Raw genomic sequence first — 24,380 nt, 5'->3', positions numbered from 1 at the left:
CGGGGCGAGGAGGGTGGATATTCCTTCTCATCCTTTCGATTCCCTCGCCCCTTCCCGTACACTGACCCCATGACGGCAGGCAGGCGTGAGCGCCAACTACAGAAACAGCGAGAGATCCTGGACCGGACCTTGGCCGCCCTGGACTCGGGCGGTCCTGCGGACGTACGTTCCCAGGCCGACCTGGAGGCCATCATCTTCCATGACCACGCCGACCTGGTCCGGGGCCTGGCCGAGGTGCTGGACCGCTCGGGCCTCGTGGAGGCCTTCCAGGCCCTGGCCCGGCACCTGGAGGAGGACGGCGGGCCCTGGCTGCGCCGCCTGGAGCGCATCGAGGCCGACCCCGCCCTGCGCGCCCGCCGCGCCGAACTCGACCGCGACTACCTGGAGGTCCTGTCGGGCCACTTCCGCCGCTGGGGCGCCGCGGGCCCCCAGGGCGAGCGGATCTCCGACCTGGAGGCCGCCCTCGCCCTGGCCGCCCTGCAGGGCGCCCAGCGGCTATGGGTCAAGGGCCGGGGCCGGCCCGTCCTGCCGGTGCTGGTGGACGAGGCCCTGGCCGTGCTGTGGCCTGCCCTCTACGCCCATGCCCGGCGGCACGGCTAGCCCAGGATCTCCCGCAGCGCCTTGACGTGCTCCTGGAACGCCTCCCGCCCCGCGCCGGTGAGCGACAGGTAGGTGCGCGGCTTGCGGTCCACGAAGGTCTTCTCCTGGGCCAGGAACCCGGCCTCCTCCAGCTTGAGCAGGTGGGCCCCCAGGTTGCCGTCGGAAAGCTTGAGCAGGTTCCGGAGGTAGGTGAAGTCGACTTTCGCGTCGGCATCGAGGGCCGCCAGGGCGGCCACGATGCGCAGCCGCGCCGTCTGGTGGATGATCTCGTTCAGCCCGGCCATGGCCTACCTCCAGCGGAGCTTGATGTAGAGCCCGGGCAGGAAGAGGCCGCCCCCGCCGAACACGGCCATCCACAGGAGGAAGCCCCGGAAGTCCAGGAAGGCCCGGCCCGCCAGGGCCGCCACGCTCACCACCAGGCCGATGGCGGCGAGCAGCCCGCTGCGCACCCAGATCCCCATGAGCACGTAGGCCATCATGAGCACGGTGACGATCACGGCGAGCTGGTCCGCGCCGTTCCTCAGGGGCAGCAGCATGCCCAGGGCCATGGCGTAGACCATGACCGTCAGCCAGAACAGGGCCACCTGGGCCATGAGCCTGCGGGTCTGGGCGCTCCGGACGTTGCCCTGGCGGTGGTCCCGGAGGCCCAGCCCCAGGGTGGCCACCATGCCCAGGCTCCCCAGCACCATCCAGATCCGGCTGGTGTGGGCGGGGGACAGGTGGGACAGGGTGAACGCGACGATCCAGAGGGCCCCCCAGAGGAGGAGGTTGTCGCCCATCTGGCTGCCGGCCACGGCCCGGCGGGTGTGGCGGGCCACCATCTCGATGTCGGCCAGGGCTTCGCGCGCCTGGTCCGGGGTGAGGTCAGGCATGGCGGCACCTCCGCAGTCGGGCGAGCGAAAGGCAGGTTGGATTCATGGGTCGCCTCCTTGAAATTGGGTTAAGAGAACTCTGCATTACAGAGTACTCTTTGCTTGGCATTCGTCAATCCCCTCCTGACAGATATTTCTCCATTTGCAGTTCCCGGCGCCCCAGCTTCTGATTCCTGGTCCGAGAACCCGGGGGGGGATGGGCCGTGGACCGACGTGCCGGACGCATGATGGCTAGGCATAGCCTCCGAAGCGGCGGACAATACGGAAACGCCGACACCACCCCATAAGCTCAAATTATTAATTCATTTACAGTTCCCCCAGCCGGACTTGTGAAGGAACGCCCCGTGCAGCCCGCAGACCCCGACAGCCACCCCCACGTGAGGGCCGACGAGGGCGCCGAGATCCTCGTCGTCGAGGACGCTCCCGTCACGATGGAATTCCTCAGGTTCATCCTCGCCGAGAGCCGCTACCGCGTGCGGGCCGCCACGACCGTGGAGGAGGGCCTCGCGGCGCTCCGGGAGCGGCTTCCCGACCTGCTGGTTCTGGACCTCCTCCTGCCGGACGCCCATGGCCTGGAGATCTGCCGGCAGCTGAGGGCGGACCCCCAGGGGGACGACATCCCCATCCTCATCGTCACCGTGGACGATTCGCCCCGGAACCACGGGGACGCGGTTCGCGCGGGGGCCGACGACTTCCTGCGCAAGCCGATCCTGCCCCCCGAGCTCCTGACCCGGGTGCGCAGCCTCCTGCGCCTGCGGCGCCTGCGCATCCAGCTCCGGCAGGAGAAGGAGGCCGTCCTGCAGATGCAGGTCCAGCACGAGGAGATGGTCCAGTTCATCCTGCACGACGTGAAGAACCTGCTGGCGGGCCTCCTCGCCAGCGTCGAGATCTTCGAGCACGACGCCTCCCCGGACCACTGGGAGAAGCACCAGCGCCGCATCGGTTCCTGCACCCGGAGCCTGCACGGCCTGGTGGACAACTTCCTGGACATTTCCCTGTCCCGCCGGGACCGCCCGGTCCTGCGCACCGAGGCCATCCTCGTGGCCCGCTGGCTCCCGCGGGTCGTGAGCGAGTTCGGGAATTTCGGCACCCGGCGCCCCCAGGTCTTCGAGGTGAAGGCCGACGGCCCGGGCACGATCCAGGCCGACCCGCACCTGGTGCGGCGCGTGCTCTTCAACCTGCTGGAGAACGCCGCCCGCCACGCGCCGGGCGAGGCGATCCAGGTGCGGGCGGCCCTCGACGCCCGGGCCGGCCAGTGCCGGATTTCGGTGGAGGACCAGGGGCCGGGCGTGCCGGACCCCTTGAAGGAGCAGATCTTCGACCGGCTCTTCAAGGCCGGGGAGGACGCCGGGACGGGAGGCGGCAAGGGCCTCGGCCTGGCCTTCTGCAGGCACGTGGCCGAGCTGCACGGGGGGCGCATCTGGGTCGAGGACAACCAGCCCCGGGGCAGCCGGTTCGTGCTGGAGCTACCGAGGAGCCTGTCCACGTAACAGGAGGCCTCGCGGGGCCTCCTGTTACGTGGACAGGCTCCTGGGGGCTAGCCGATCCAGGAGCCGGTCCGGGTCCGCCTCGCAGGGCAGTCCGGCGAGACCGTCCCCGTGGAGGAAGCCGTGGGCCTCCACCTGGCCCAGGAAGGCCAGCAGGCCGTCCCAGAAGCCGTCGCTGTTGAGGAGCCCCACGGGCTTGGCGTGGATGCCCAGCTGGGCCCAGGTCAGCACCTCGAACAGCTCGTCGAGGGTGCCGAACCCCCCGGGCAGGGCCAGGAATCCGCCCGAGAGCTGGACCATGCGGGCCTTCCGGGAGTGCATGTCCTCGGTGATGATCAGCTCCGTCAGGCCGCGGTGGGCCTTCTCACGGGCCACCAGGGCCCGGGGCATGACCCCCACCGCCCTGCCCCCGCCCTGGAGCACCGCGTCGGCCAGGGCCCCCATGAGGCCGCAATGGGCGCCTCCGTAGACGAGACCCGTGCCCCGCCGGGCCATGGCCTGCCCCAGGGCCACCGCCGCCGCCAGGTGATGGGGGTTGGTGCCGGAATGGGAGCCGGCGAAGACGCAGAGGGTGCCAGGGTTGTCCATGGCTTCCATGCTCTCGTACGGCCGCGCGCATTGCATCCAAACGAATGAACAAGCGAGCACAAAAGGGATGAATGAAAATTATTGTCTAAACCAAAAAACTATTTAATCATTTGCAGACCCGAAAAGCCGAAACCCGGAATCCGCCGAAGCGAACCCAAGATTGCCTTATTTATCAACTGCTTGGATCCGGCCACGCGCTTGGGGCCATCCAGGTCCGTTCAGGAAAGAAGCCACTATTATCGCCCGAAAAACCATACATATTCAAGTCTGTTTATCCAGAGGCGTTCGCACTAATCTCGACGGAATGCCGGAACGAAGGGGTCATGAGATCCCGGCCCCAAGGCAGCGTGAGGAGACCCCATGCTCGCGCACCTGATCCTGAAAGACGGTGAGTGCTTCAGAGGCGACGCCCCCCTTGGCCGGGGCGGGAGCGGCGAGGTGGTGTTCACCACCGCCATGGCCGGCTACCAGGAGATCCTCACGGACCCCAGCTTCGCGGGGCAGATGGTCTGCATGACCTTCCCCGAGCAGGGGATCTACGGCGTCCATGGCGACCTCAACGAGGCCCCGCGGCCCTGGGCGGCGGGGTTCATCTGCCGGCGCCTGACCCTCCAGCCCGACCACGCGCGGGCCGAGGGCGACCTGGGCAGCTGGCTCAAGCGCCACCGGATCCCCGTGATCACCGAGGTGGACACCCGCGCCCTCACCCAGCACGTGCGGGACCGGGGCGCCCAGCCCGGCCTCATCTGGACCGAGACGGACGGTTCCCTCGCTGCGGGGGTGGCCGCGGCCTCCCACCTGCCGGACATGTCCGGCCAGGCCCTGGCGGGCGAGGTGAGCTGCACGGACCGCTACGAGCTCCTGCGGGAGGGCGCGAAGTTCCGGGTGGCGGTCCTGGACGGCGGCATCAAGGCCTCCATCCTCACCCGGCTCGCCGCCTCGGGGCTCGACCTGGAGGTCTTCCCCTGGGACGCCCCGGCCTCCGAGCTGACCGCGGCCCGCTTCAGCGGGCTTTTTCTTAGCAACGGCCCCGGCGACCCCGCGGCGCTGCCCGGCATGCGCAAGGAGGTGGAGGCCTGCATCGGCCGGCTCCCGATCTTCGGCATCTGCCTGGGGCACCAGCTCCTGGGCCAGGCCTTCGGGGGCAGCACCTTCAAGCTGAAGTTCGGCCACCGCGGCGCGAACCAGCCGGTGCTGGACCTGGCCACCCGCCGCGTCGAGATCACCGCCCAGAACCACGGGTTCGCCGTCGACGAGGCGACCCTGCCTCCCGAGATCGAGGTGACCCACCGCCACCTCTCGGACGACACCGTGGAGGGGTTCCGGCACCGCACGCTCCCCATCTTCAGCATCCAGCACCACCCGGAGGCCTCCCCCGGACCCCACGACGCGCGCGGGGCCTTCGGCAGGTTCGTCCGCATGATGGAGGACCACCATGCCTAGGAACCCCGAGATCACTTCAGTCCTGGTGCTTGGCGCCGGCCCCATCCAGATCGGCCAGGCCTGCGAGTTCGACTATTCCGGCACCCAGGCCCTGAAGGCCCTGCGCGAGGAGGGGGTGCGCACCATCCTCCTGAACTCCAACCCGGCCAGCATCATGACCGATCCCCAGCGGGCCGACGCCACCTACCTGGAACCCCTGAACCTGGCGGTGCTGGAGAAGGTCATCGAGCGGGAGCGCCCCGCGGCGCTCCTGCCCACCGTGGGGGGCCAGACGGCGCTCAACCTGGCCATGGAGGCCCACAAGGCCGGCATCCTGGAGCGCTACGGCGTGCGCCTCATCGGCGCCCAGCCCGCGGCCATCGACCGCGGCGAGGACCGGGAGCAGTTCAAGGCCCTCATGGACGAACTGGGCCTGGAGACCTGCCGGGGCGGCTTCGCCCACAGCATGGAGGAGGCCCGCGCCATCTCGAAGATGACCGGCTTCCCCGCGATCCTGCGCCCCTCCTTCACCCTGGGCGGCTCCGGCGGGGGCATCGCCTACAACGTGGAGGACTTCGAGGCCATCGCCCAGCGGGGCCTGGACCTCAGCCCCATCCACCAGGTCCTGGTGGAGGAGAGCATCCTGGGCTGGAAGGAATTCGAGCTGGAGGTGGTGCGGGACCTGGACGACAACGTGGAGATCATCTGCGGCATCGAGAACCTGGACCCCATGGGCATCCACACCGGCGACAGCATCACCGTCGCCCCCATCCTCACCCTCACGGACCCCGAGTACCAGCGCATGCGCGAGGCCGCCAAGGCCGTCATCCGCGGCGTGGGCGTGGAGACCGGCGGCAGCAACATCCAGTTCGCCCTGGATCCCGCCTCGGGCCGCATGATCGTCATCGAGATGAACCCCCGGGTATCCCGCTCCTCGGCCCTGGCCAGCAAGGCGACGGGCTTCCCCATCGCCTGGGTGGCCACCAAGCTGGCCCTGGGCTACCGCCTGTGGGAGCTGCCCAACGTCATCACCGCGCGCACCAAGGCGGCCTTCGAGCCGGTGCTGGACTACGTGGTGGTCAAGGTCCCCCGCTTCACCTTCGAGAAGTTCCCCGAGACCGAACCGGTGTTGGGCATCCAGATGAAGAGCGTGGGCGAGACCATGGCCATCGGCCGCAGCTTCCAGGAGGCCCTGCAGAAGGCCCTGCGCAGCCTGGAGGAGGGCCACCTGGGCCTCGCGGGCGCCCTCGACGGGAAGCTCGACCTCTCGCGGCTCAAGGAGCACCTCCTGACGCCGGGCCCCCAGCGGATCTTCTGGATCTACCAGGCCCTGCGCGCGGGCCACTCCGTCGAGGAGCTGCACCGCCTCACCTGCATCTCGGCCTGGTTCCTGCGGGAGATGGAGGAGATCGTGGTGCTGGAGGGGCGCCTGCGGGGCTTCCCCCTGGAGCGGCTCCCCCGCGAGCTGCTGGAGAAGGGCAAGCGCGCCGGGTTCACCGATTCCCAGATCGCCGCCTTCTGCGGGGCCACCGAGGCCGGCGTGGGCGCCCTGCGGGCGTCCATGGGCCTGCGCCACGCCGTCAAGCGCATCGACACCTGCTCGGGCGAGTTCCAGGCGGAGACGCCCTACCTCTACCAGACCTGGGAGGAGCGCAGCGAGGCCCCGCCCACGGACCGCCCCAAGGCCATCGTCCTGGGCAGCGGCCCCAACCGCATCGGCCAGGGCGTGGAGTTCGACTGCTGCTGCGTGCAGGCGGTGGAGGCCATCCGCGCCAAGGGGGTGGAGGCCATCCTCGTCAACTGCAACCCCGAGACCGTGAGCACGGACTTCGACATCTCCGACCGCCTCTACTTCGAACCCCTGGTCTTCGAGGACGTGAAGGCCGTGGTGGACCGGGAGGGCGCGGGCGGACATCTGCTGGGCGTCTTCACCCAGTTCGGCGGCCAGACCCCGCTCAAGCTCGCCCAGAAGCTGGAGGCCGCGGGCGTGCCGCTCCTGGGCACGGCCCACAAGGCCATCTTCGACGCCGAGGACCGGAACCGCTTCGGCGAGGTGCTCCGCAAGCTGGACATCCCGGCCGCGCCCTGGGGCATGGCCTCCAACCCCGCCCAGGCGCTCGCCGTGGCCGAGAAGCTCCACTACCCCGTCATGGTGCGGCCCAGCTTCGTGCTGGGCGGCCGGGCCATGGCCATCGTCTTCGACGACGCGGGCCTGGAGAAGTACATGCGCGAGGCCACCCTGGTGAGCGAGGACCGTCCCGTGCTCATCGACCGCTACCTGGAGAACGCCCAGGAGCTGGACGTGGACCTGGTGTGCGACGGCGGGACCGCCGTCATCGCCGGCGTCATGGCCCACATCGAGGAGGCCGGGGTGCACTCAGGCGACTCGTACGCCGTCTTCCCCCCGCTGGGCGTGCCCGAGGCGACCCTGGAGACCGTGAAGGCCATGAGCCGCGCCCTGGCCTTCGAGCTGGGGGTGCGCGGCCTCCTGAACCTCCAGTGGGCCATCAAGGACGGCCTCCCCTACTGCCTGGAGGCCAACCCCCGGGCCAGCCGCACCGTGCCCTTCATCTCCAAGGCCACCGGCGTCAACTGGGCCGGCGTGGCCGCGCGGATCGGGCTGGGCGAGACCCTGCGCGAGCAGGGCGTGCAGGACGGCCAGGCCCTGGCCGTGGCCGTCAAGGGCGTGGTCTTCCCCTTCGCCAAGTTCCCGGGCGTGGACCCGGTCCTGGGCCCCGAGATGCGCTCCACGGGCGAAGTGATGGGCGTGGGCGCCACCTTCGGCGAGGCCTACGCCAAGGCCCTCCAGGCCGCCAACATGGTCCTGCCCCTGTCCGGCACCGTCTTCCTCAGCGTCAGCGACCAGGACAAGCCCCAGCTCCCCGAGCTGGTCCGGCGCCTGGCGAGCCTGGGCTTCGGCCTGTGCGCCACGGACGGCACCGCCCGCGCCCTGGAGGCCGCCGGGTACCGGGTGCGCCGCATCCACAAGGTGAACGAGGGCCGCCCCAACGCCGTGGACCTCCTGAAGAACGGCGAGATCCAGTGGGTGGTCAACACCCCCCACGGCAAGAACGCCTTCGTGGACGAGGACACCATCCGTCGCCAGTCCCTGCGCCTGAAGATCCCCTGCGTCACCAACATGAGCGCCGCCCTGGCCGCGTGCGAGGCGGTGGAGACGCTGCGGGGCGAGGTGCGGGTGCGCAACCTGCAGGAGCTGGGAACCCGGATCTAGACCGGCCGGGTCGGCTGGCGTTCCGACCCCTTGCCCGCGACCCGCCATGCAAGGGCTAATGGCTGTCATTTCATAAGAAAACAGTCAAACGCAGCGGCGCGGAGGATTCGCCATCGGTCCGAGGGAAGGGCGTTGGGCGATGTCCTGCAAACCCCGGCCAGGGCCTGCTCCATGGCCTGGCGACGACCGATCGGCTCCCCAAACGCGGCGAACAAGGCCAACCCGCCCCATGGGGAAACCGGTTTCCGGGTCAGGCCGATTTCAACCTCCTGGCCCCCGGCCGCGGTAAGCTTCGGCTGCACCCTTGGGTCCGCCATCCGATCCTCCCTGCGTTCTCGACAAACCCAAGGAAATCAGGCGTTCCAAATGGCGCGATTGCCAATTCAAGGCCCTGCTGCCGAATCCGGGATTAGGTACCTGAATTTCTGGCGGCCTACCCGGGTTCCACCGTGGCGCTCGGATGGCGGCAGGTCCGGTTTCCTCCAGGACGCCCGGGTTCGTTGCCGCCGGCGGGGCCGGCGCCAACGGAAGGAGTCCGGCCGGGAGCGTTGGGGTCATGGCGCCACCTTTGAACTCCGCTAAGGGGTGAGCCGGGGTTGAAGCCTGGCCCAAGGTTCCGACCCACCCGATCTCAAGAATCGGCAAGCACCACAATTCTAAGTTTTATACAAGTGCAGGCCCCGGTGCCCGCCCTGGCGCCGCGTCACCAGCTTGGCCGGTCCGGAGCTTCAATCCGTGGATTCCATTTATATATTTATTTAATGTTTTGAATATTCCGACCTGAAACACAATCCGATTACCTTAATTCTAAGTGTTAAAAAATAAAATATTTAAAAGTCAAACATCGTGAAATCGATCGTGCCGAAGTTACTAAAATGTTTGCATTATATTAACTATAAATTAAAATGATCCAGTTGGAGACCCCACCTATGGCCCTTCCCGAACCCATCCACCCTCAACCCACACCCGCCCCCTCCCCGGGAGTGGCCGTGCACCTGATCACGGCCGCAGCGGCGTCCTTCCTCCTGATCCTGGCCCCGGCCTGCACCAGGCGGTCCGGCTCCGGCGGGTCCGTTCCCACCCCCACGGAACCGGCGGCGCCGAAGATCGCCAGCTTCCAGGCGGACAAGTCGATCATCACGAAAGGCGACTCGGCGATCCTGACGTTCGCGTTCGAGGGGGGAACCGCCACCCTCGATCCGAACCTCGGCCCCGTGACCAGCGGCGGAAGCCTGACGGTTTCGCCGGACCAGGACACCGACTACACCCTCACCGTCAAGGGCGCCGACAACGCCGCGGTGCACCGGGTCGTCACCGTGAAGGTGGCGCAGGCGCCCGCGGCCCCCGAGATCCAGGCGCCGGCCCAGGTGGCGACGTTCCAGACCGGCATGGTGGCCACGGTCCCCTTCGAGGCGGGCAGTACCTATAAGTGGAGCATCAGCAACGGCTCCATCACCTCCGGCCAGAACGAGAACACCGTCACCTTCGATGCGGGCGCCACCGGAGACCTGGTGCTGACCTGCGTCGTCTCCAACGCCGCCGGCAAGGAGGCCAAGGCCAGCACCTTCACGGTCGCCGTCAGGGTCTCCACCATCACCGACTTCAAGGCGTCGCCGGCCCGGATCACCGCCGGCAGGCCCACGTCCCTGATGGCCACCTTCACCGGCGGCACGGGCCTCATCGAGCCCGGCGGCCTGCCCATCACCAGCGGCACGGCGGTGGTGGTCACCCCCGCTGGGGACACCACCTACACCTTGACCGTCCACAGCGGAACCACCCCCCTGGTGTCGTCCCAGACGCTGGTGAAGGTCCTGCCGGCCCTGGCCGCCACCCCCATCACCGTTTCGGGCGCTGTCCAGGCGGGCATTTCGGGCTACCAGGCTAGGGTGGCTCCCCAGGCCGGCTGCACCTACCGGTGGAGGATCGGCAATGGCACCCTCACCGCAGGCGACGGCACCGACACCGTCACCTTCACCGCCGGCGTCGCCGGACCGCTGACCCTGGACTGCACGATCACCAACCCGGCCGGCGATTCCATCGATGCTCCTTCACTGGCCTTGACGGTCCAAAGCGCCCCCGCCCCCGGCGCGCTGGCCGTGTCGCTGCTCCGGCCGGCCTTCCCCGCCTACGGGGGCGGACTCCGGGCGGAGGTGAACCCTGAGCCCGGGGCCACGTATGCCTGGACGCTCTCGGACGGCACCATCGACCTGGGCGCGGGCACGAACGCGATCGTCTTCACCGCCGGCGGTCCGGCACCCGCCACGCTTCGCTGCGCCATGACCCTGGCGGACGGCTCCACCCGCGAAGGTTCGGTGGGCTTCACCCCCACCTACCCGGTCATCGACCAGTTCGCACCCAACCAGAGCGTGGTCACGGCGGGGCGGAACGCCACCCTCAACTTCACCTTCAGTGGCGGCACCGGAACCCTCTCGCCGGGCAACCTCGCCGTCACCAGTCCCGGCAGCGTCCAGGTGGCTCCCGGCACCTACACCCTGACGGTCCTGGACGCCGCCGGCAATGTGGACCGGGCGGAGCGGACGATCTCCACCGTCCCCATGCCCACCATCACCCGATTCACCACCAGCCACCCCATCCTCGGCCCCGGCCGGGAGGCCGACCTCACCGCCGTCTTCGACGCCGGTCCGGGCGGCACGGCCCAGGTGGAAACCCTCGGCGCGGTCACCAGCGGCCAGCCGATCAGCACGGGCCCCCTGCAGAACGGCCGGCGCTTCGCCCTCCGGGTGACCAACGCCGGGGGCGACAGCATCACCCGCGACGTGACGGTGCGCGTGGCGGCCCTCGAACTGGTGGCCGGCTTCCCCTCCGGGTACGGCAATGGTGACGGCGCGGCCCGCTTCGCGCGGTTCAGGAACCCTCGCGGGCTCGCCATGGACGCCGCTGGGAACAACTACGTGGCGGATACGCTGAACCATACGATCCGAAAGGTGGCCGCCGACGGCACGGTGACCACCGTGGCTGGGAATCCCGGCGTCCCCGGCAGCGCGGACGGCCAAGGGCGTGAGGCCCGGTTCAACACCCCGGTGGGACTGGCCCTGGACGCCAGCGGCAACATCTATGTGGCGGACTTCGGCAATGCCACCATCCGCAAGGTCGCCGTGGACGGGACCGTATCCACCCTCGCGGGCGTGCCTGGAACCCAGGGTTCCACGGACGGCACCAACGGTGACGTCCTCTTCAGGGAGCCCTACGGCATCGCGGTGAGTCCGGATGGCACCCAGGTGTTCGTCTCGGACAGAAGCAGCCGAACCATCCGGGCCTTCAATCCCGGCATGGCCCCCCTGGTGACGATGACGATCGCGGGCCAGGATGGCGTCCCTGCATTCATGGACGGGCCAGGCGCCACCGCGCGTTTCCGGCAACCGGGAGGCCTGGCCCTGGGGGGAAACGGCAGCCTCTACGTGACGGATACGACCTCCAGCGTCATTCGCAAATTGACGCCGCAGGCGGACGGCACCTATTTCGTCTCCACCGTCGCGGGCCGGGATCTGGCCAGAACCCTCAACGGCGTCACGGACGGTGACGGCCTCACGGTCGCGACGTTCACGAATCCCATCCAGATTGCCGTGGATTCCGCAAACAACCTCTACGTGACGGATCTCGCGCACAAGAGTGTCCGCAAGCTCACCCAGACCCCCAACGGGTACCTCGTCTCCACTCTGGCCGGCGACACCTCGGCCATGGGGACCCTGGATGGCCATCCCTTGACCCAGGCCCGGTTCACCCAGCCAGGGGGCCTGGCGGTGGACGCGACCGGAACGGTATTCCTTGCGGATGGCCAAGCCGGCGTCAACGGCCCCTTCGGGAACGCCATCCGGGCGATTCCCGCGGCCTCCAATACGTATACCGTCGCCGGCACCCTTCCCTCGGCAGGTGCGGTGAACGGCGTGGGGACTGGCGCCAAATTCAGGGAACCCAGGGGCTCCGTGTCCGACGCCGCCGGCGTCGCCTACGTGTGCGACACCCAGAACCACGCCATTCGCAGGATCTCGCCGGACGGCACCGTCACCCTCCTTGCCGGGAACGGCACCCCTGGGGCCGTTGACGCGACCGGCACCGGAGCCCGGTTCAACCAGCCCTATGCCATCGCCATCGATTCCGCGGGGGTCCTGTTCGTCGCTGACATGATGAACCATGCCATCCGCAGGGTCGCGCAGGACGGCGTCGTGACCACGGTGGCGGGGGATGTGACACAGCCGGGCGGGTTTGCCGATGGCCTGGGAACCGCGGCGCGCTTCAACCGCCCTTCGGGCATCGCCGTGGATGGAGCCGGCAACCTCTACGTGGCCGATCGCGACAACCACGTGATCAGGAAGATCGACCCGACCGGGCAGGTGACCACCTTGGCCGGCGACCCCCTGCGGGCTGATTCCCTGGACGGGCCGGCCGGGCAGGGCACCCTCACCGCGCCCTTCGGAATCGCCCTGGATGGTGCCGGAAGCCTGCTCGTTTCGGATTTCGGTTCCCACACCATCCGGAAGGTGAACCTCGCGACCGGCGCGCTGAGCACGCTGGCCGGGGACGCGGGCGCACCCGGGTTCCCGACGGACCCTGGGTACGTCGACGCGAACGGCTCCTTGGCCCGCTTCAACAAGCCGGCCTCCCTGGCGGTCGACTCCGACGGGAACGCCTATGTCGCGGACTTCGACAATGAGGCCCTCCGCATGATCGCGCCGGACGGGACGGTCACCACGGTCCTGGGCTTTGCGGGGTTCCCGAGGATGCGGGGGGTCGCCCCCGGCCCCCTGCCGACGGCCTTCGCCGACCCCCAGGGCGTTTCCGTCGACCCGGCCACGGGCAACCTCCTCGTCTCCACCCCGGACGCCATCATGAAGGTCGCCTTCCGGTAGCGGGGCGCCCCGGACCTTCCGGTCCATTCCCGACACCTACCCGCCAGGGCCGCGAATTCCTTCACGGCCCTGGCGGTTCCGCGGAAGGCCCGCCTCACCAGGAATAGGCGAGGCCCGTCAGCAGCACGTCCGTATCCCGGTCGTTGAGCGTGATGGTGCGGTTCCATTGCAGGCGCAGGCCCAGGTGCGGTCCCAGGCTCCGTCCCGCCAGCATGGAGATGCGCCCGCTGGAGCGGATGTTCACGGTATCCGGGGGTTCGGACTTTCCCCGGTCGGGGAAGGTGCGGGAGAGGTAGGGTCCGATGCCCACGCTCAGCATCCAGTCCCGGTTGGCGCTCCGGGTGGACAGCCAGGCCTGCACCGACAGACCGTCCCGCCTGGCGGCGTCGATGCCCCCTTCGTCGCAGTAGGTCACCGAGAAGTCCACATTCCGGGCCAGCCGCCTGCGGTATTCCACCGCGAAGGATTGCAGGAATTCGGTCGTCTCGCTTTCCATGCTGTTGAGGATGGTTCGGCCGAACAGGAAGACCAGCTCATTGGCCGGGTCCTCACGGGGGGCCGGGGAGGCGGAAGGGCGGACCGACGGATGCCCGCCGAACCGGGTGCTCACCCCCACCAGGGAACCCTGGGTCTGGGGCCCGGGGGCGCCCAGGACGCGGTTCAGCTGCACGAACCCCTCCCAGGCGCCGCCCGCGAAGGGATACTGGGCCCGGAGGCTCAGCAGGGTCCGCAGGCCGTGGTCGTTCTGGTACCCGCCGCCGTCCTGGCCGGGCGTGGTGTCGAAGTTGCGGTAGATGCCCAGGCCGGCTCCCAGCCGCAGGCTGTTCCGCTCCATTCGATGGAAGCGCCAGACCTGGACGGAGGCCCCGTCCCGGTGGTGGCCATCCAGGTGCCCTTCATTGAGCCACGTGAAGCTCGCCGACCAGGCTCCCGCCAAAGGATGGAGGTACTGGAACTGCCACGTGTAGGTCGCCTCCCGCGCCCCGATGACATGCAGCCTGCCGAGGGCCGCGCTCACCTCCTGGCCGCGGACGTGGGACCCGCCCACGGCGGCCAGGAGCACGAGGAGAAGGAGAGGACGCATGGGGGTTCCGAAGGCGGGTCCGGGGAGATCCGCAGCCCCGGGGTCAAGGCGGGGCAAGCGGGACCCTTGGGGGTGGAGCGTCCACGAACGGGTTATTCGTTCGTTTGATCAACGCAAATTGAATTTAGCATGAAAAGCCCAGGAAGGCCCGAAGGGGATCTGGCAATGAGATGTTGATCACGCGGGATGGAGGCGGCGCCTCCCACTTCCAGCTCCAGGAAAGCCCCTTGTGATCGATCGACCAATTCAATCACGGTCACCGGGATCCCCTCTGTCCCGGCGCGCGGCGCCGGCCCCGGCGTGGGCGCCGCCCTGGCCGTCTATGATGGAGGCATGCCGATCCTCCGCCTCCTGCTGGTCCTTCTCCTCGCCCCGGCGGCCTTCGCCCAGCCCCTGGCCACCCGGCTCCAGGCCCACCTCCAGGCGCCGCGCTTCGAAGCGTCCAGGTGGGGCGTCTCGGTGGTATCGCTGGACACGGGGCGCACGGTCTTCGAGCAGGACGCCGGCAAATACTTCGTGCCGGCCAGCAACGCCAAGCTGTTCACCTGCGCCATGGCGCTTTGCAGGCTGGGGCCGGAGCGGCGGATCCGCACGTCGGTGCTGGCCGGGGGCCGCCCCGGGCCGGACGGGGTCCTCCAGGGCGACCTGGTCCTCTTCGGCCGCGGCGATCCCATGCTCCTGGCCCGGTGGCACGGGTATCCCGGCACGCCGGACCCCTTCGAGGCCCTCGCGGCCCAGGTGGCCGCGGCCGGGGTGCGGGTGGTGCGGGGGGACGTGGTGGGCGACGACAGCTTCTTCCGCACCCGGCCCTTCGGGTCGGGCTGGGAGAGCGGGGACCGGGACTACGCCTTCGGGGCCGACGTGTCGGCCCTCACCGTGCACGACAACATGGTGGACCTGCGGATCTACCCGGGAGCCGGCGGGGGGCCCTGCCACCTCTTCCCGATCCCCGGCCTGGGGCTCCTGCCCCTGCGCAACCTCACCGCCACCGGCGCGGGGCCCGGCCTCCGGGCCCTCTGGGAAGGGGAGGAGCTGGTCGTCACCGGCAGCCTCGCCGCCGGCGCCGCCCCGGCCTCCCTCGCCGTCCCGGTGCGGCGCCCCGCCCTCTTCGCGGCCGGGCTCCTGCGCCGGGCCCTGGAGCGCCACGGCGTGCGGATCACGGGCGGCGCCGCCGCGCGGACCGCGCCTGCCCCGGTGGAGCTGGCCTTCGTGGAATCCCCCGCCGTCCGCGACCTGGTGAAGGCCACCCTCAAGGACTCGGTCAACCTCTACGCCCAGCTCCTCCTGCTCCAGGCGGGGGGATCCGAGGAGGCGGGCCTGGCGACCCTGGCGGACTTCCTGAAGGAGGCCGGGATTCCGGCCGGGGACGTCCTGCTCGAGGAGGGGGCCGGGCTTTCCCGCAAGGACCTGGTGAAGCCCCGGGCCCTGACGGCCCTCCTGAAATTCATGGCCGCCCGCCCCGAGGGCCCGGCCTTCGCGGACGCCCTGCCCCTGGCGGCGGTGGACGGCACCCTGCGCAGCCGCATGGGGGATTCCCCCGCCGCGGCCAACGTCCGGGCCAAGACGGGCACCCTGCGCAACACCCATTCCCTGGCCGGCTACGTGACCACCGCGGCCGGGGAGCGCCTTGCGTTCTCCCTCATCCTCAACAACCATGTGTCCCCCGCCCCGGCCGCGGACCTGGACGCCGCCGCCGTGCTCCTGGCGGAGCAGGCGGCGCGCGTGCAGTGAGGCCGCGAAGGCGGTAGAGTGGGAAATCCCACCGGTCCTCCCTTGCGCCTCCCCCATCTGCCCTTCGTGAAGATCTGCTGCATCTCGAGCCTCGAGGAGGCGCGGCTGGCCATCGCCTGCGGGGCCTCGGCCCTGGGCCTGGTCTCGGCCATGCCCAGCGGGCCGGGGATCATCGGCGACGGCCTCATCGCCGAGATCGCGGCGGCGGTGCCGCCGCCCATCGCCACCTTCCTCCTCACCTCCCGCCAGGACGCCGACGGGATCCTCCGCCAGCACCGGCTCTGCCGCACCACCACGATCCAGCTGGTGGACGAGGTGCCCCGGGCCGACCTGAGGAAGATCCGGCAGGAGCTGCCCGGGGTCCGCCTCGTCCAGGTGGTCCACGTGACCGGGGAGGCCTCCCTGGCCGAGGCCCGGTCCCTGGAGGGCCTGGTGGACGCCCTGCTGCTGGATTCGGGGAACCCGGCCCTGGCGGTCAAGGAACTGGGGGGCACCGGGCGCACCCACGACTGGGGGCTGAGCCGGGCCATCGTGGAGGCCACCACGCTGCCGGTATTCCTGGCCGGGGGCCTGAACCCGGGCAACGTGGCCCAGGCCGTGGCCGTGGTGCGCCCCTACGGCCTGGACCTGTGCAGCGGGGTCCGCCGGAGCGGCAAGCTCAATGCCACCAAGCTGGAGATGTTCTTCGCCGCCCTCCGGGCCGGGGCCTGAATTTCCCTGCCGAATCTTGGAATTCCGCGATAACCTACCTGTTCTGCCGGACGCATGTGCCGGGATTCCAGCCCTCCAGGAGGGGGCTACTATTAGAGGTGGACGAATGTCCCAACTTTCAACACTCATCAAGGGCAAAGGCTCCAAGCAGATGGGCCGCATCACGGTGCTGGACGCGACCATGCTGGAGGACGAGACGCCTGACAGCCAGGAGTTCCTCGACGCCCTTCAGGGTGAGACCCGCGCGCTCCGCGAGGAAGAAGTGGTCCGCGGCATGGTCGTGGAGATCCGTGGCAAGGATGTCATCATCGACATCGGCTACAAGGGCTCGGGCACGGTCAACATCGATGAGTTCAACAATCCCGACGGCACCGTCGGCGTCGCCGTCGGCGACGTGGTCGAAGTGCTCCTCGAGCACCTCGAGGACCAGAACGGCAACGTCCGCCTCTCCCGCGAACGCGCGGAGAAGATGAAGATCTGGGACGAGGTGGAGAAGGCGTTCCGCGCCAACCTCACCGTCCATGGCGTCGTTCTCGAGAAGGTCAAGGGCGGCCTGGCCGTGGACATCGGCATCCGGGCGTTCCTCCCCGGCTCGCAGGTGGACACCAAGCCCGTGCGCAACCTGGACCCCTACCTCGGCAAGTCCTTCGACATGAAGGTCATCAAGGTGAACCGCCGCCGGGGCAACATCGTCCTGAGCCGCAAGCTCTTCCTCGAGACCATCAACGCGAACATGAAGGAAGAGACCCTGGCCGGCCTGGAAGAGGGCAAGCTGGTGGAAGGCACCGTCAAGAACATCACCGAGTACGGGGCCTTCGTGGACCTGGGCGGCGTGGACGGCCTGCTGCACATCACCGACATGAGCTGGGGCCGCCTGAACCACCCCTCCGAGATGTTCCAGGTGGGCGACAAGGTCGAGGTCGCCATCCTCAAGTACGACAAGGAGACCGAGCGCGTCAGCCTGGGCTACAAGCAGAAGTTCGCTGATCCCTGGCTCACCGTCGAGGACCGCTACCCCGTCAACGCCACGGTCAAGGGCAAGGTCGTCTCCATCACCGACTACGGCGCATTCGTCGAGCTCGAGCCCGGCGTCGAAGGCCTGGTGCACGTCTCCGAGATGAGCTGGACCAAGAAGGTCAAGTCCGCCAAGGGCATGGTCAACCTCGGCGACATGGTCGAGGCCCAGATCCTGCAGGTGGATCCCGAGAGCCGCCGCATCAGCCTCGGCATGAAGCAGATCACCCCCAACCCCTGGATGGAAGTGGCCGAGAAGTACAACATCGGCCAGATCGTCACCGGCCTGGTGCGCAACATCACCGAGTTCGGCGCCTTCGTCGAGCTGGAAGAGGGCATCGACGGCCTGATCCACGTGTCCGACTTCAGCTGGACCAAGAAGATCAAGCACCCCGGCGAGATCGTGAAGAAGGGCGACAGCGTCACCGCCAAGGTCCTCAGCCTGGATCCCCTGAACCAGCGCATGAGCCTGGGCGTCAAGCAGATGGAGCCCAACGTCTGGGAGATCTTCTTCGAAGGCCACCACGTGGGCGACACCATCGTCGGCCGCATCGCGCGCCTCACCGACTTCGGGGCCTTCGTGGACCTGGGCGAGGGCATCGAGGGCCTGGTGCACGTCTCCGAGCTCAGCCGCAAGCGGGTCGAGGAGATCACCAAGGAATTCGCCGCCGGCCAGGAACTGACGATGAAGATCGTCAAGCTGGATCCCACCGAGCACCGCATCGGCCTCTCCGTGAAGCAGTACGAGATGGACGCGGAGCGCGGCGAGATCGAGACCGCCAAGAACCTGCAGCCGTTCAAGAAGGCCACCCTTGCTGACGCGTTCAAGAACGTGGAGCGCGAGGACTAGGCAACCGTTCGCCCTGTCGGTGGAGTCTGAGCCGCAGGCGAAGAGGAAGGCCACCCTGGCCGACGCGTTCAAGAACGTCGAGCGCGAGGACTAGGCAGCCGCACCAGGGAAAGGGCCCCGCAACTCCGGTTGCGGGGCCTTTTCACGTACCGGGTCACAACCCGATCGGGTCCCCGCTGACGACCAGCTCCACCCGGCGGTTGCGCATCCGGCCCTCGCGGGTCTCGTTGGGCGCCACGGGACGGGAGGCGGCGAGCCCCTCGGCCTGGAGGCTGCCCGCGGCGAGGCCCTGGCCCGCCAGGAACCTCCGCACCGCCTCGGCCCGCTGGCGGGATAGGCGGGCGTTCAGGGCGGGCCTCCCGGTGGCGTCGGTGTGGCCCAGGGCGCGGATCTTCAGGCCCGGACGGGTCAGGAGGATGCCGGCGATCTTGGCCAGGTTCACCCGGGCGGGCGCCGACAGGCGGCTGCTTCCGGAGGGAAAGGCCACGTCCGTGAGGGTGGCCATGAGGCCCTCCTCCGTTTCGCGGGTCTGGAGCAGGCGGTTGAGCTGCTCGATGAGCCGGCGGCGCACCTCCAGCTGGGCCTGGGTGACCTCCCGCTCCTTTCCGCGGGCCGCGCTGGCCGCCGCGGCCCGGGCCGCGTCGGCGGTGGCGCGGGCGGCATCGGCCTGGACCCGGGCCGCGTCGGCCTGGGCGCGGGCGGATTCCAGGCTGGCCCGCAGTTCCTCGGCGGTCTCCCGTTCCCGGGCCAGGAGGAGGGCCTCCTTCTGCCGGCCGGCGACGATGCGGGCGTCCTCCGCCTGCAGCACCGCCCGCCGCGCGGCCAGGACGGCCTCCTTCCCCCCCAGGTGCTTTTCCGCCTCCATGCGGCCGAGCTCCCCCAGGGCCGCGCGGTACTCCGCGGGGGCGAAGGCCTCGGCCTGCTCGGCCTCGGCGAGCCGCACGGCATTGCGGGCCTGGAAGACGTAGGGCGAGGCCGTGGGGTCCCGGGGGGCGGGGGTGCCGGGCTCCAGGCCGTGGCCGGTGCCGGGGCCGAGGGGGGCCTCCACCGCCTCCAAGGCCGGCCGCGCGCCGCGCACCGGCTGGTTCTCCAGGACCAGGGCGTCGCTCACCCGGGTCACGGCGAAGTGGGGCTCGGCGGTGACGATGAGCCCGAAGGACGGGAAGGGGGTGATGGCCACCACGTGGGCCTTCCCGCGCACCGCCGCGACCTCCCCCAGGTTCACGGTCCGGCCCTGGGGCGAGACGGCCCAGAGCACGTAGGTGAGGTAGCCGGGGCCGAACCGGCTGGCGGGCTCCAGGCCCTCGAAATGGGCGTGGACCCGCATCCGGCCCCCCTCCCCGCGCACGATCGCCTGGCCGGAGGCGCCGGGGGACAGGGCCGTTCCGCGGAAGCCGATGAGGGTGGATCCCTCCACGAACGGATAATGAAAAGCTTGGGTGGACGCCGGATGCAAGGGGGCGAACGCACACAGGACCAGCAGGGGCCAGGGAATGGCTCGAGGCATCGTGCTCCTCCAGGGGGGTGGGTCCGCACAGGACACGGACTGCATCCTATGTGGGGCGGAGGGGCCGGAGGATTCACCCCGGGCCGAATCCGTTCCGGAATGAAATTTCCATCCAGTCGTGGCCCGCCCGCTGGAACAATGGTGGGAAGCCCCCGCGGACCCATGCCATCATTCGAACGAGGATCTCCCATGCAAGCCCATCCCGAAGCCCAAGGCCCCGCCGCGGAATTCGCCAACAGCCTCACCCACGGTCTCGGCGCGGTCCTGGGCGTGGCGGCCCTGGTGGTCATGGTGGTGCAGGCCAGCCTCCACGGTTCGGCCCGGGACATCGTCGGCGCCTCCATCTTCGGAGCCTCGCTGGTGCTGCTCTATTCCATGAGCACCCTCTACCACGCCTTCCGCGGCCCGCGGGTGAAGTTCGTCTTCAAGGTCCTGGACCACAACTCCATCTTCGTGCTCATCGCGGGCACCTACACCCCCTTCTGCCTGCGCACGCTGCCGGCGGGGTGGGGCTGGAGCATCTTCGGGGTGATCTGGGGCCTGGCGGTGCTGGGCATCGTCTTCAAGAGCATCTTCATCCGCCGTCTCTCCTGGCTGAGCCTGGCGGTGTACCTGGGCATGGGCTGGATCGTCGTGATCGCGGCCAAGCCCCTGGCCCAGCACCTGCCCCCGGGAGGCCTCTTCTGGCTGGGCGCGGGCGGGCTCTTCTACACGCTGGGCACCGTCTTCTACGCGTGGAAGAGCATGAAGTTCCATCACGCCGTCTGGCACCTCTTCGTGCTCGGGGGCAGCGCCTGCCACGTGGCCTCGGTGCTGTTCTTCGTCATCCCGCGGGCCTAGCCCATGGCGGGCCTGGAGGGACTGCCTGGCTACGGGAGGTGGGGAGCCTCCCTGGACGTGCTCCTGGGCCATCCGGGGCCGCTGTGGGTCTACGGCGAGGCCGGCTGCGGCCTGAGCACCCTGGGGGCCTGGCTGGCCCGGGGCCGCGGCGCCCCCTTCCAGGACGACGCCGAGGGCCTGGACCCGGCCGCGCTGGGCGCCTGGATCGAAGCGCACCCCGCCGGCGTACTGGCCTCCCATCTGCCCCCCGAGGATCCGGCGGTGGCGCGGGCCGCCTCCCGCTGCCTCCCGTTCCGGCTTCCCAGTCTCGAGGAGGAGGAGGGCGATCTGGAGCGAACCTTCTGGATCATGGCCCGGGAGGAGGGCGTCACCGGCCCCCTGCCGCCGCTCCTCACCGCCCTGCCCTGCCCCGGCAACCTGCGCGGGCTGCGGAACCGGCTGGTGCGGTGGAAGCTCCTGGGCCAGCTGCCCGACGACGCCACCCCGCGCCTGCCCCTGGCCGACACCGAGGACCTCGCCGCCAACCTCCACGTGCTGGAGCGGCTCCTGCTCCACCGCGCCCTGCGGCGCAGCTACGGCAACCGGGTGGAGGCCGCGAAGCGCCTGGGCGTGAGCCGCAGGCACCTGTACCTCCTCATCGCGCGCCACGGGGACCCGGTGCGGGGCGAGGCTCCCACGGCGGAAGGCCCCAAAAGGCTCCTGCGCGGACAAAACTCCAACATCCTGGATCCACACCGATAAACTGAATGGAGACAGGGCGGACCATGGCGAATCCTCTGAGAGTTCTGGTGGTGGATGACGATCCCGGCATGCGGGATGGCATGGCCTTGAGCCTCAAGCGCGCCGGCTTCGTCACGGAACAGGCGCGGTCCGGCGAGGACGCCCTGCGCATGACCCGGCCCGGCGCCTTCGACGCCGTGGTCACCGACCTGCGCATGACCGGCATGGACGGCCTCCAGCTCACCGCGCGGCTCAAGGCCCTGGACACGGGCCTCCCGGTGCTCCTGGTGACGGCCTTCGGCAGCCTGGACACGGCCCGGGAGGCCATGCGCCTGGGGGCCTTCGACTACCTCTCCAAGCCCTTCAGCCCCGACGAGCTGGTCCAGGCCGTGCGCAAGGCCATCCGCAGCGACGACCGCCTCAAGGCCGAGATCCCCGCCGAGGCCCCCGTGATCCTGACCCAGGACCCGGCCCTGGCCGAGACCCTGGCCCTGGCCCGGCGCGCCGCCGACAGCAAGGCCACCATCCTCATCCAGGCCGAGAGCGGCACCGGCAAGGAGCTCCTGGCCAAGCTCATCCACACCTCCAGCCCCCGGCGCAAGGCGGCCTTCGTGGCCATCAACTGCGCGGCCATCCCCGAGAACCTCCTGGAATCCGAGCTCTTCGGGTTCGAGAAGGGGGCCTTCACCGGCGCCACCAGCGCCAAGCCGGGCCGCTTCGAGCAGGCCGACGGCGGCACCCTGGTGCTGGACGAGATCGGCGAACTGCCCCTGGCCCTCCAGGGCAAGCTCCTGCGGGCCATCCAGGAGCGCACCGTCGATCGCCTGGGCGGAAACCGCCCCATCGCCGTGGACGTCCGCCTCATCGCCCTCACCAACCGCGACCTGGCCACGGAAGTGAAGGAAGGCCGGTTCCGGGAGGACCTCTACTACCGCCTCAACGTCATCCCCCTGCGCCTGCCCCCCCTTCGGGAGCGCACCGCCGACCTGGAGCTCCTGGCCCTGCACTTCGCCGAGCGCTACGCCCGGGAGAACGACCGCCCCACCCCGCGCCTCTCCCCCAGCTTCCGGGAGGCCCTCACCCGCCACCCCTGGCCCGGCAACATCCGCGAGCTGGAGAACGCCGTGCAGCGCTGCGTGGTGCTGAACCCCGGCGACCTCCTCACCCACAAGGACCTCGCCTGGCTCCTGGACCCCGCCCAGCTGGAAGGCCTGCCCGAGGACCCCCCCGAGCCGCCCCGGGAATCCCCCTTCCTGCGCCCCCTGGAGGAGGCCCTGCCCGCCCCCCCCGCCGCCTCCGGCGACCTGCGCATCGCCGACCCCGCCGAGCCCCTGAAGGGCGTGCCCCTGGGCACCCTGGTGGCCCTGCCCCTGGGCATCCCCCTGCCCGAGCTGGAGCGGTTCTGGCTGCTGTCCACGCTCTCGGCCCTGGAGGGAAACCGCACCCACTGCTCCCAGAAGCTGGACATCGCCTTGCGCACCGTGCGGAACAAGATCAACGAATACCGGGACGCCGGCTACGACATCCCGCTCAGCGGGCACGGCCGGGAAGACTAGGCGGCTCCGAGGAAATTCTGGGCCACGACCCATCCGATGCCAGCCAGGAATCGGTGCGGAGGTGGGTGGACGTCCTCCGGCAGCAGGCGATCGGTGCCTCCCGGCTGGCCCTCCACAACTCCGCCCTAAATTGCCTATAACTCCTGCCGCGACCGGCACTGCCCCAAGTGCCAGGCCCTGGCCCAGGAACGCTGGCTCGACAAGGAGACCCAGCGCCTTCTGGACGTGCCCCACTACCACCTGGTGTTCGCCCTCCCGGCGGAATTGCGGTTCCTGGCCCGGCAGTACCCGGCCAAGTTCTACGGCGCCCTATTTCGGGCCGCGACCCGGACCCTTCTGAAGCTGTTCCGGACCCGCCTGAAGGCCACCCCGGGCCTGCTGCTGGTGCTTCACACCTGGACCCGGGAGTTGACCTTCCACCCCCACCTCCCCGTACGGGTCACCGCCGGGGGCCTCGCCCTCGACGGCGGAAGCTTCATCCCCAGTGGAAAGAGGTACCTGTTCCCGGTGGCCATGATGGGTGAGGTGTTCCGGGCCAAGATGCTCAACGCCCTGGGCAGGCTACAGGAGAAGGGCGCCTTCCCGGAGGTTCCGAAGGAACTTTACGCCACCCGGATGGCCGCGGTCAGCGACCTGGACTGGGGCGTCCACGCCAAGAAGCCATTCGCGCACTCCAGCCACGTGGCCGGCTACCTGGCCCGGTATACCCACCGGGTCGGCATCGCCAACTCCCGGCTCCTGGACGTCACCGAGGACCGGGTGACGTTCGCCACCAAGAACGGCAAGACCGCCACGGTCCACCCCGTGGAATTCCTCGGGCGCCTGGTTCAGCACGTCCTTCCCCCGGGCTTCCACAAGATCCGTCATGCCGGCCTCTACGGCTCCCTCCAGGCTGGCGGCCTTCTGGAGAAGGCCAGGGCCATCGTCGGTACCTGCAAGAAGCCCCGGAAGGACCCGTCTGATCTGGAACGTCTGGAGCGCGAATCCCAGATCTACCCCGTTTGCGGTGGCGCCCTCCGCCGGACACCCCTGCCCGCCGCCGTCCCCGCACCGCCCGGGGACGATCCATGCTGACCGTCCCTGCAACGCCCGTGACGTCAGTTCCCGGCCTGCCCGATTGGGGTAGGTGGACCAGGGTCTTTCCGCATCTCAGCCTACCGCCGGGAACAGTGATCCCGAAGGGCGAAGCTCGGGTCCAGGGACCGATCCGGGCCTGTCCAAGAACGTAAGATCGGGCTGCGCGTCATCGCGCCGGCACAGGTGTGCGTTCGTGTTCCTGCGAGCCCGATTTACTAACT

Annotated in this window: 16 protein-coding genes and 1 pseudogene; 12 read left to right on the top strand and 5 right to left on the bottom strand. The window is 69.5% G+C overall.

The window, feature by feature from the left end; genetic code table 11:
• Positions 1-129: 129 nt before the first annotated feature.
• A complete protein-coding gene (locus ACZ5MC_RS07115) occupies positions 130-600 on the top strand; it encodes an acyl-CoA-like ligand-binding transcription factor (protein ID WP_306599622.1) in 471 nt (156 codons plus the stop codon).
• Here the strand turns inward: ACZ5MC_RS07115 and ACZ5MC_RS07110 are convergent.
• On the bottom strand, positions 597-884 hold the full coding sequence (locus ACZ5MC_RS07110; protein ID WP_306599621.1) for a transcriptional regulator: 288 nt from the start codon (positions 882-884) through the stop codon (positions 597-599). The two genes, ACZ5MC_RS07115 and ACZ5MC_RS07110, sit on opposite strands and share 4 nt — an antisense overlap.
• A gap of 3 nt (positions 885-887) precedes the next feature.
• Positions 888-1,472 (bottom strand): hypothetical protein, encoded by a 585-nt coding sequence (locus ACZ5MC_RS07105; protein ID WP_306599620.1) that lies wholly within the window; start codon positions 1,470-1,472, stop codon positions 888-890.
• Positions 1,473-1,816: 344 nt separating this feature from the next.
• On the opposite strand from ACZ5MC_RS07105, the gene ACZ5MC_RS07100 reads away from it, so the two are divergent.
• On the top strand, positions 1,817-2,962 hold the full coding sequence (locus tag ACZ5MC_RS07100) for a hybrid sensor histidine kinase/response regulator (RefSeq protein ID WP_306599619.1): 1,146 nt from the start codon (positions 1,817-1,819) through the stop codon (positions 2,960-2,962).
• Positions 2,963-2,986: 24 nt separating this feature from the next.
• Here ACZ5MC_RS07100 and ACZ5MC_RS07095 read toward each other — a convergent pair whose 3' ends face one another.
• Complete coding sequence (locus tag ACZ5MC_RS07095) at positions 2,987-3,547, bottom strand: LOG family protein (protein WP_306599618.1); 561 nt, start codon at positions 3,545-3,547, stop codon at positions 2,987-2,989.
• A 360-nt stretch (positions 3,548-3,907) separates the two neighbouring features.
• On the opposite strand from ACZ5MC_RS07095, the gene carA reads away from it, so the two are divergent.
• The 3 genes from carA to ACZ5MC_RS07080 all read left to right on the top strand — a co-directional run bounded on the left by carA (position 3,908) and on the right by ACZ5MC_RS07080 (position 13,069).
• Entirely contained in the window at positions 3,908-4,990 is a 1,083-nt protein-coding gene (carA, locus tag ACZ5MC_RS07090; protein ID WP_464517389.1) for a glutamine-hydrolyzing carbamoyl-phosphate synthase small subunit, read from the top strand.
• A complete protein-coding gene (gene carB, locus ACZ5MC_RS07085) occupies positions 4,983-8,201 on the top strand; it encodes a carbamoyl-phosphate synthase large subunit (protein WP_306599616.1) in 3,219 nt (1,072 codons plus the stop codon). Before carA ends, carB begins: the two co-directional genes overlap by 8 nt.
• Positions 8,202-9,190: 989 nt before the next feature.
• Positions 9,191-13,069, top strand: a complete 3,879-nt coding sequence (locus tag ACZ5MC_RS07080) for a hypothetical protein (RefSeq protein WP_464517388.1) — start codon at positions 9,191-9,193, stop codon at positions 13,067-13,069.
• Between the two features lie 94 nt (positions 13,070-13,163).
• Here the strand turns inward: ACZ5MC_RS07080 and ACZ5MC_RS07075 are convergent, their stop codons facing one another.
• Positions 13,164-14,153, bottom strand: coding sequence for a hypothetical protein (locus ACZ5MC_RS07075; protein WP_464517387.1), 990 nt, complete (start codon positions 14,151-14,153; stop codon positions 13,164-13,166).
• 333 nt (positions 14,154-14,486) lie between these two features.
• On the opposite strand from ACZ5MC_RS07075, the gene dacB reads away from it, so the two are divergent.
• The 3 genes from dacB to ACZ5MC_RS07060 all read left to right on the top strand — a co-directional run bounded on the left by dacB (position 14,487) and on the right by ACZ5MC_RS07060 (position 18,459).
• Complete coding sequence (dacB, locus tag ACZ5MC_RS07070) at positions 14,487-15,884, top strand: D-alanyl-D-alanine carboxypeptidase/D-alanyl-D-alanine endopeptidase (protein ID WP_464517386.1); 1,398 nt, start codon at positions 14,487-14,489, stop codon at positions 15,882-15,884.
• Between the two features lie 42 nt (positions 15,885-15,926).
• Positions 15,927-16,595, top strand: a complete 669-nt coding sequence (locus tag ACZ5MC_RS07065) for a phosphoribosylanthranilate isomerase (RefSeq protein WP_306599612.1) — start codon at positions 15,927-15,929, stop codon at positions 16,593-16,595.
• Positions 16,596-16,701: 106 nt separating this feature from the next.
• A complete protein-coding gene (locus ACZ5MC_RS07060) occupies positions 16,702-18,459 on the top strand; it encodes a 30S ribosomal protein S1 (protein WP_306599611.1) in 1,758 nt (585 codons plus the stop codon).
• 154 nt (positions 18,460-18,613) lie between these two features.
• Here the strand turns inward: ACZ5MC_RS07060 and ACZ5MC_RS07055 are convergent, their stop codons facing one another.
• Positions 18,614-19,966 carry an OmpA family protein gene (locus ACZ5MC_RS07055; protein ID WP_464517385.1) on the bottom strand — a complete coding sequence of 451 codons (1,353 nt, stop codon included), beginning with the start codon at positions 19,964-19,966 and terminating at the stop codon, positions 18,614-18,616.
• Between the two features lie 189 nt (positions 19,967-20,155).
• Here ACZ5MC_RS07055 and trhA point away from each other — a divergent pair, with 189 nt between their 5' ends.
• The 4 genes and pseudogenes from trhA to ACZ5MC_RS07035 form a co-directional block, all read left to right on the top strand.
• The gene (gene trhA, locus ACZ5MC_RS07050) at positions 20,156-20,806 is read left to right on the top strand and encodes a PAQR family membrane homeostasis protein TrhA (protein ID WP_306599609.1); all 651 of its coding nucleotides are present in this window, start codon (positions 20,156-20,158) and stop codon (positions 20,804-20,806) included.
• Positions 20,807-20,809: 3 nt separating this feature from the next.
• Positions 20,810-21,547: a helix-turn-helix domain-containing protein gene (locus ACZ5MC_RS07045; RefSeq protein ID WP_306599608.1), complete on the top strand. Its 738-nt coding sequence runs from the start codon at positions 20,810-20,812 to the stop codon at positions 21,545-21,547.
• A 23-nt stretch (positions 21,548-21,570) separates the two neighbouring features.
• The gene (locus ACZ5MC_RS07040) at positions 21,571-23,082 is read left to right on the top strand and encodes a sigma-54-dependent transcriptional regulator (protein ID WP_306599607.1); all 1,512 of its coding nucleotides are present in this window, start codon (positions 21,571-21,573) and stop codon (positions 23,080-23,082) included.
• 129 nt (positions 23,083-23,211) lie between these two features.
• A pseudogene (locus ACZ5MC_RS07035) lies at positions 23,212-24,156 on the top strand (IS91 family transposase); the annotation flags it as partial.
• Between the last annotated feature and the right edge of the window lie 224 nt (positions 24,157-24,380).

The organism is Mesoterricola sp. JemC181, assembly GCF_055384585.1.
The sequence above is the reverse complement of the archived record's forward strand: the minus strand, read 5'-3'. Positions and strand labels throughout refer to the sequence as shown.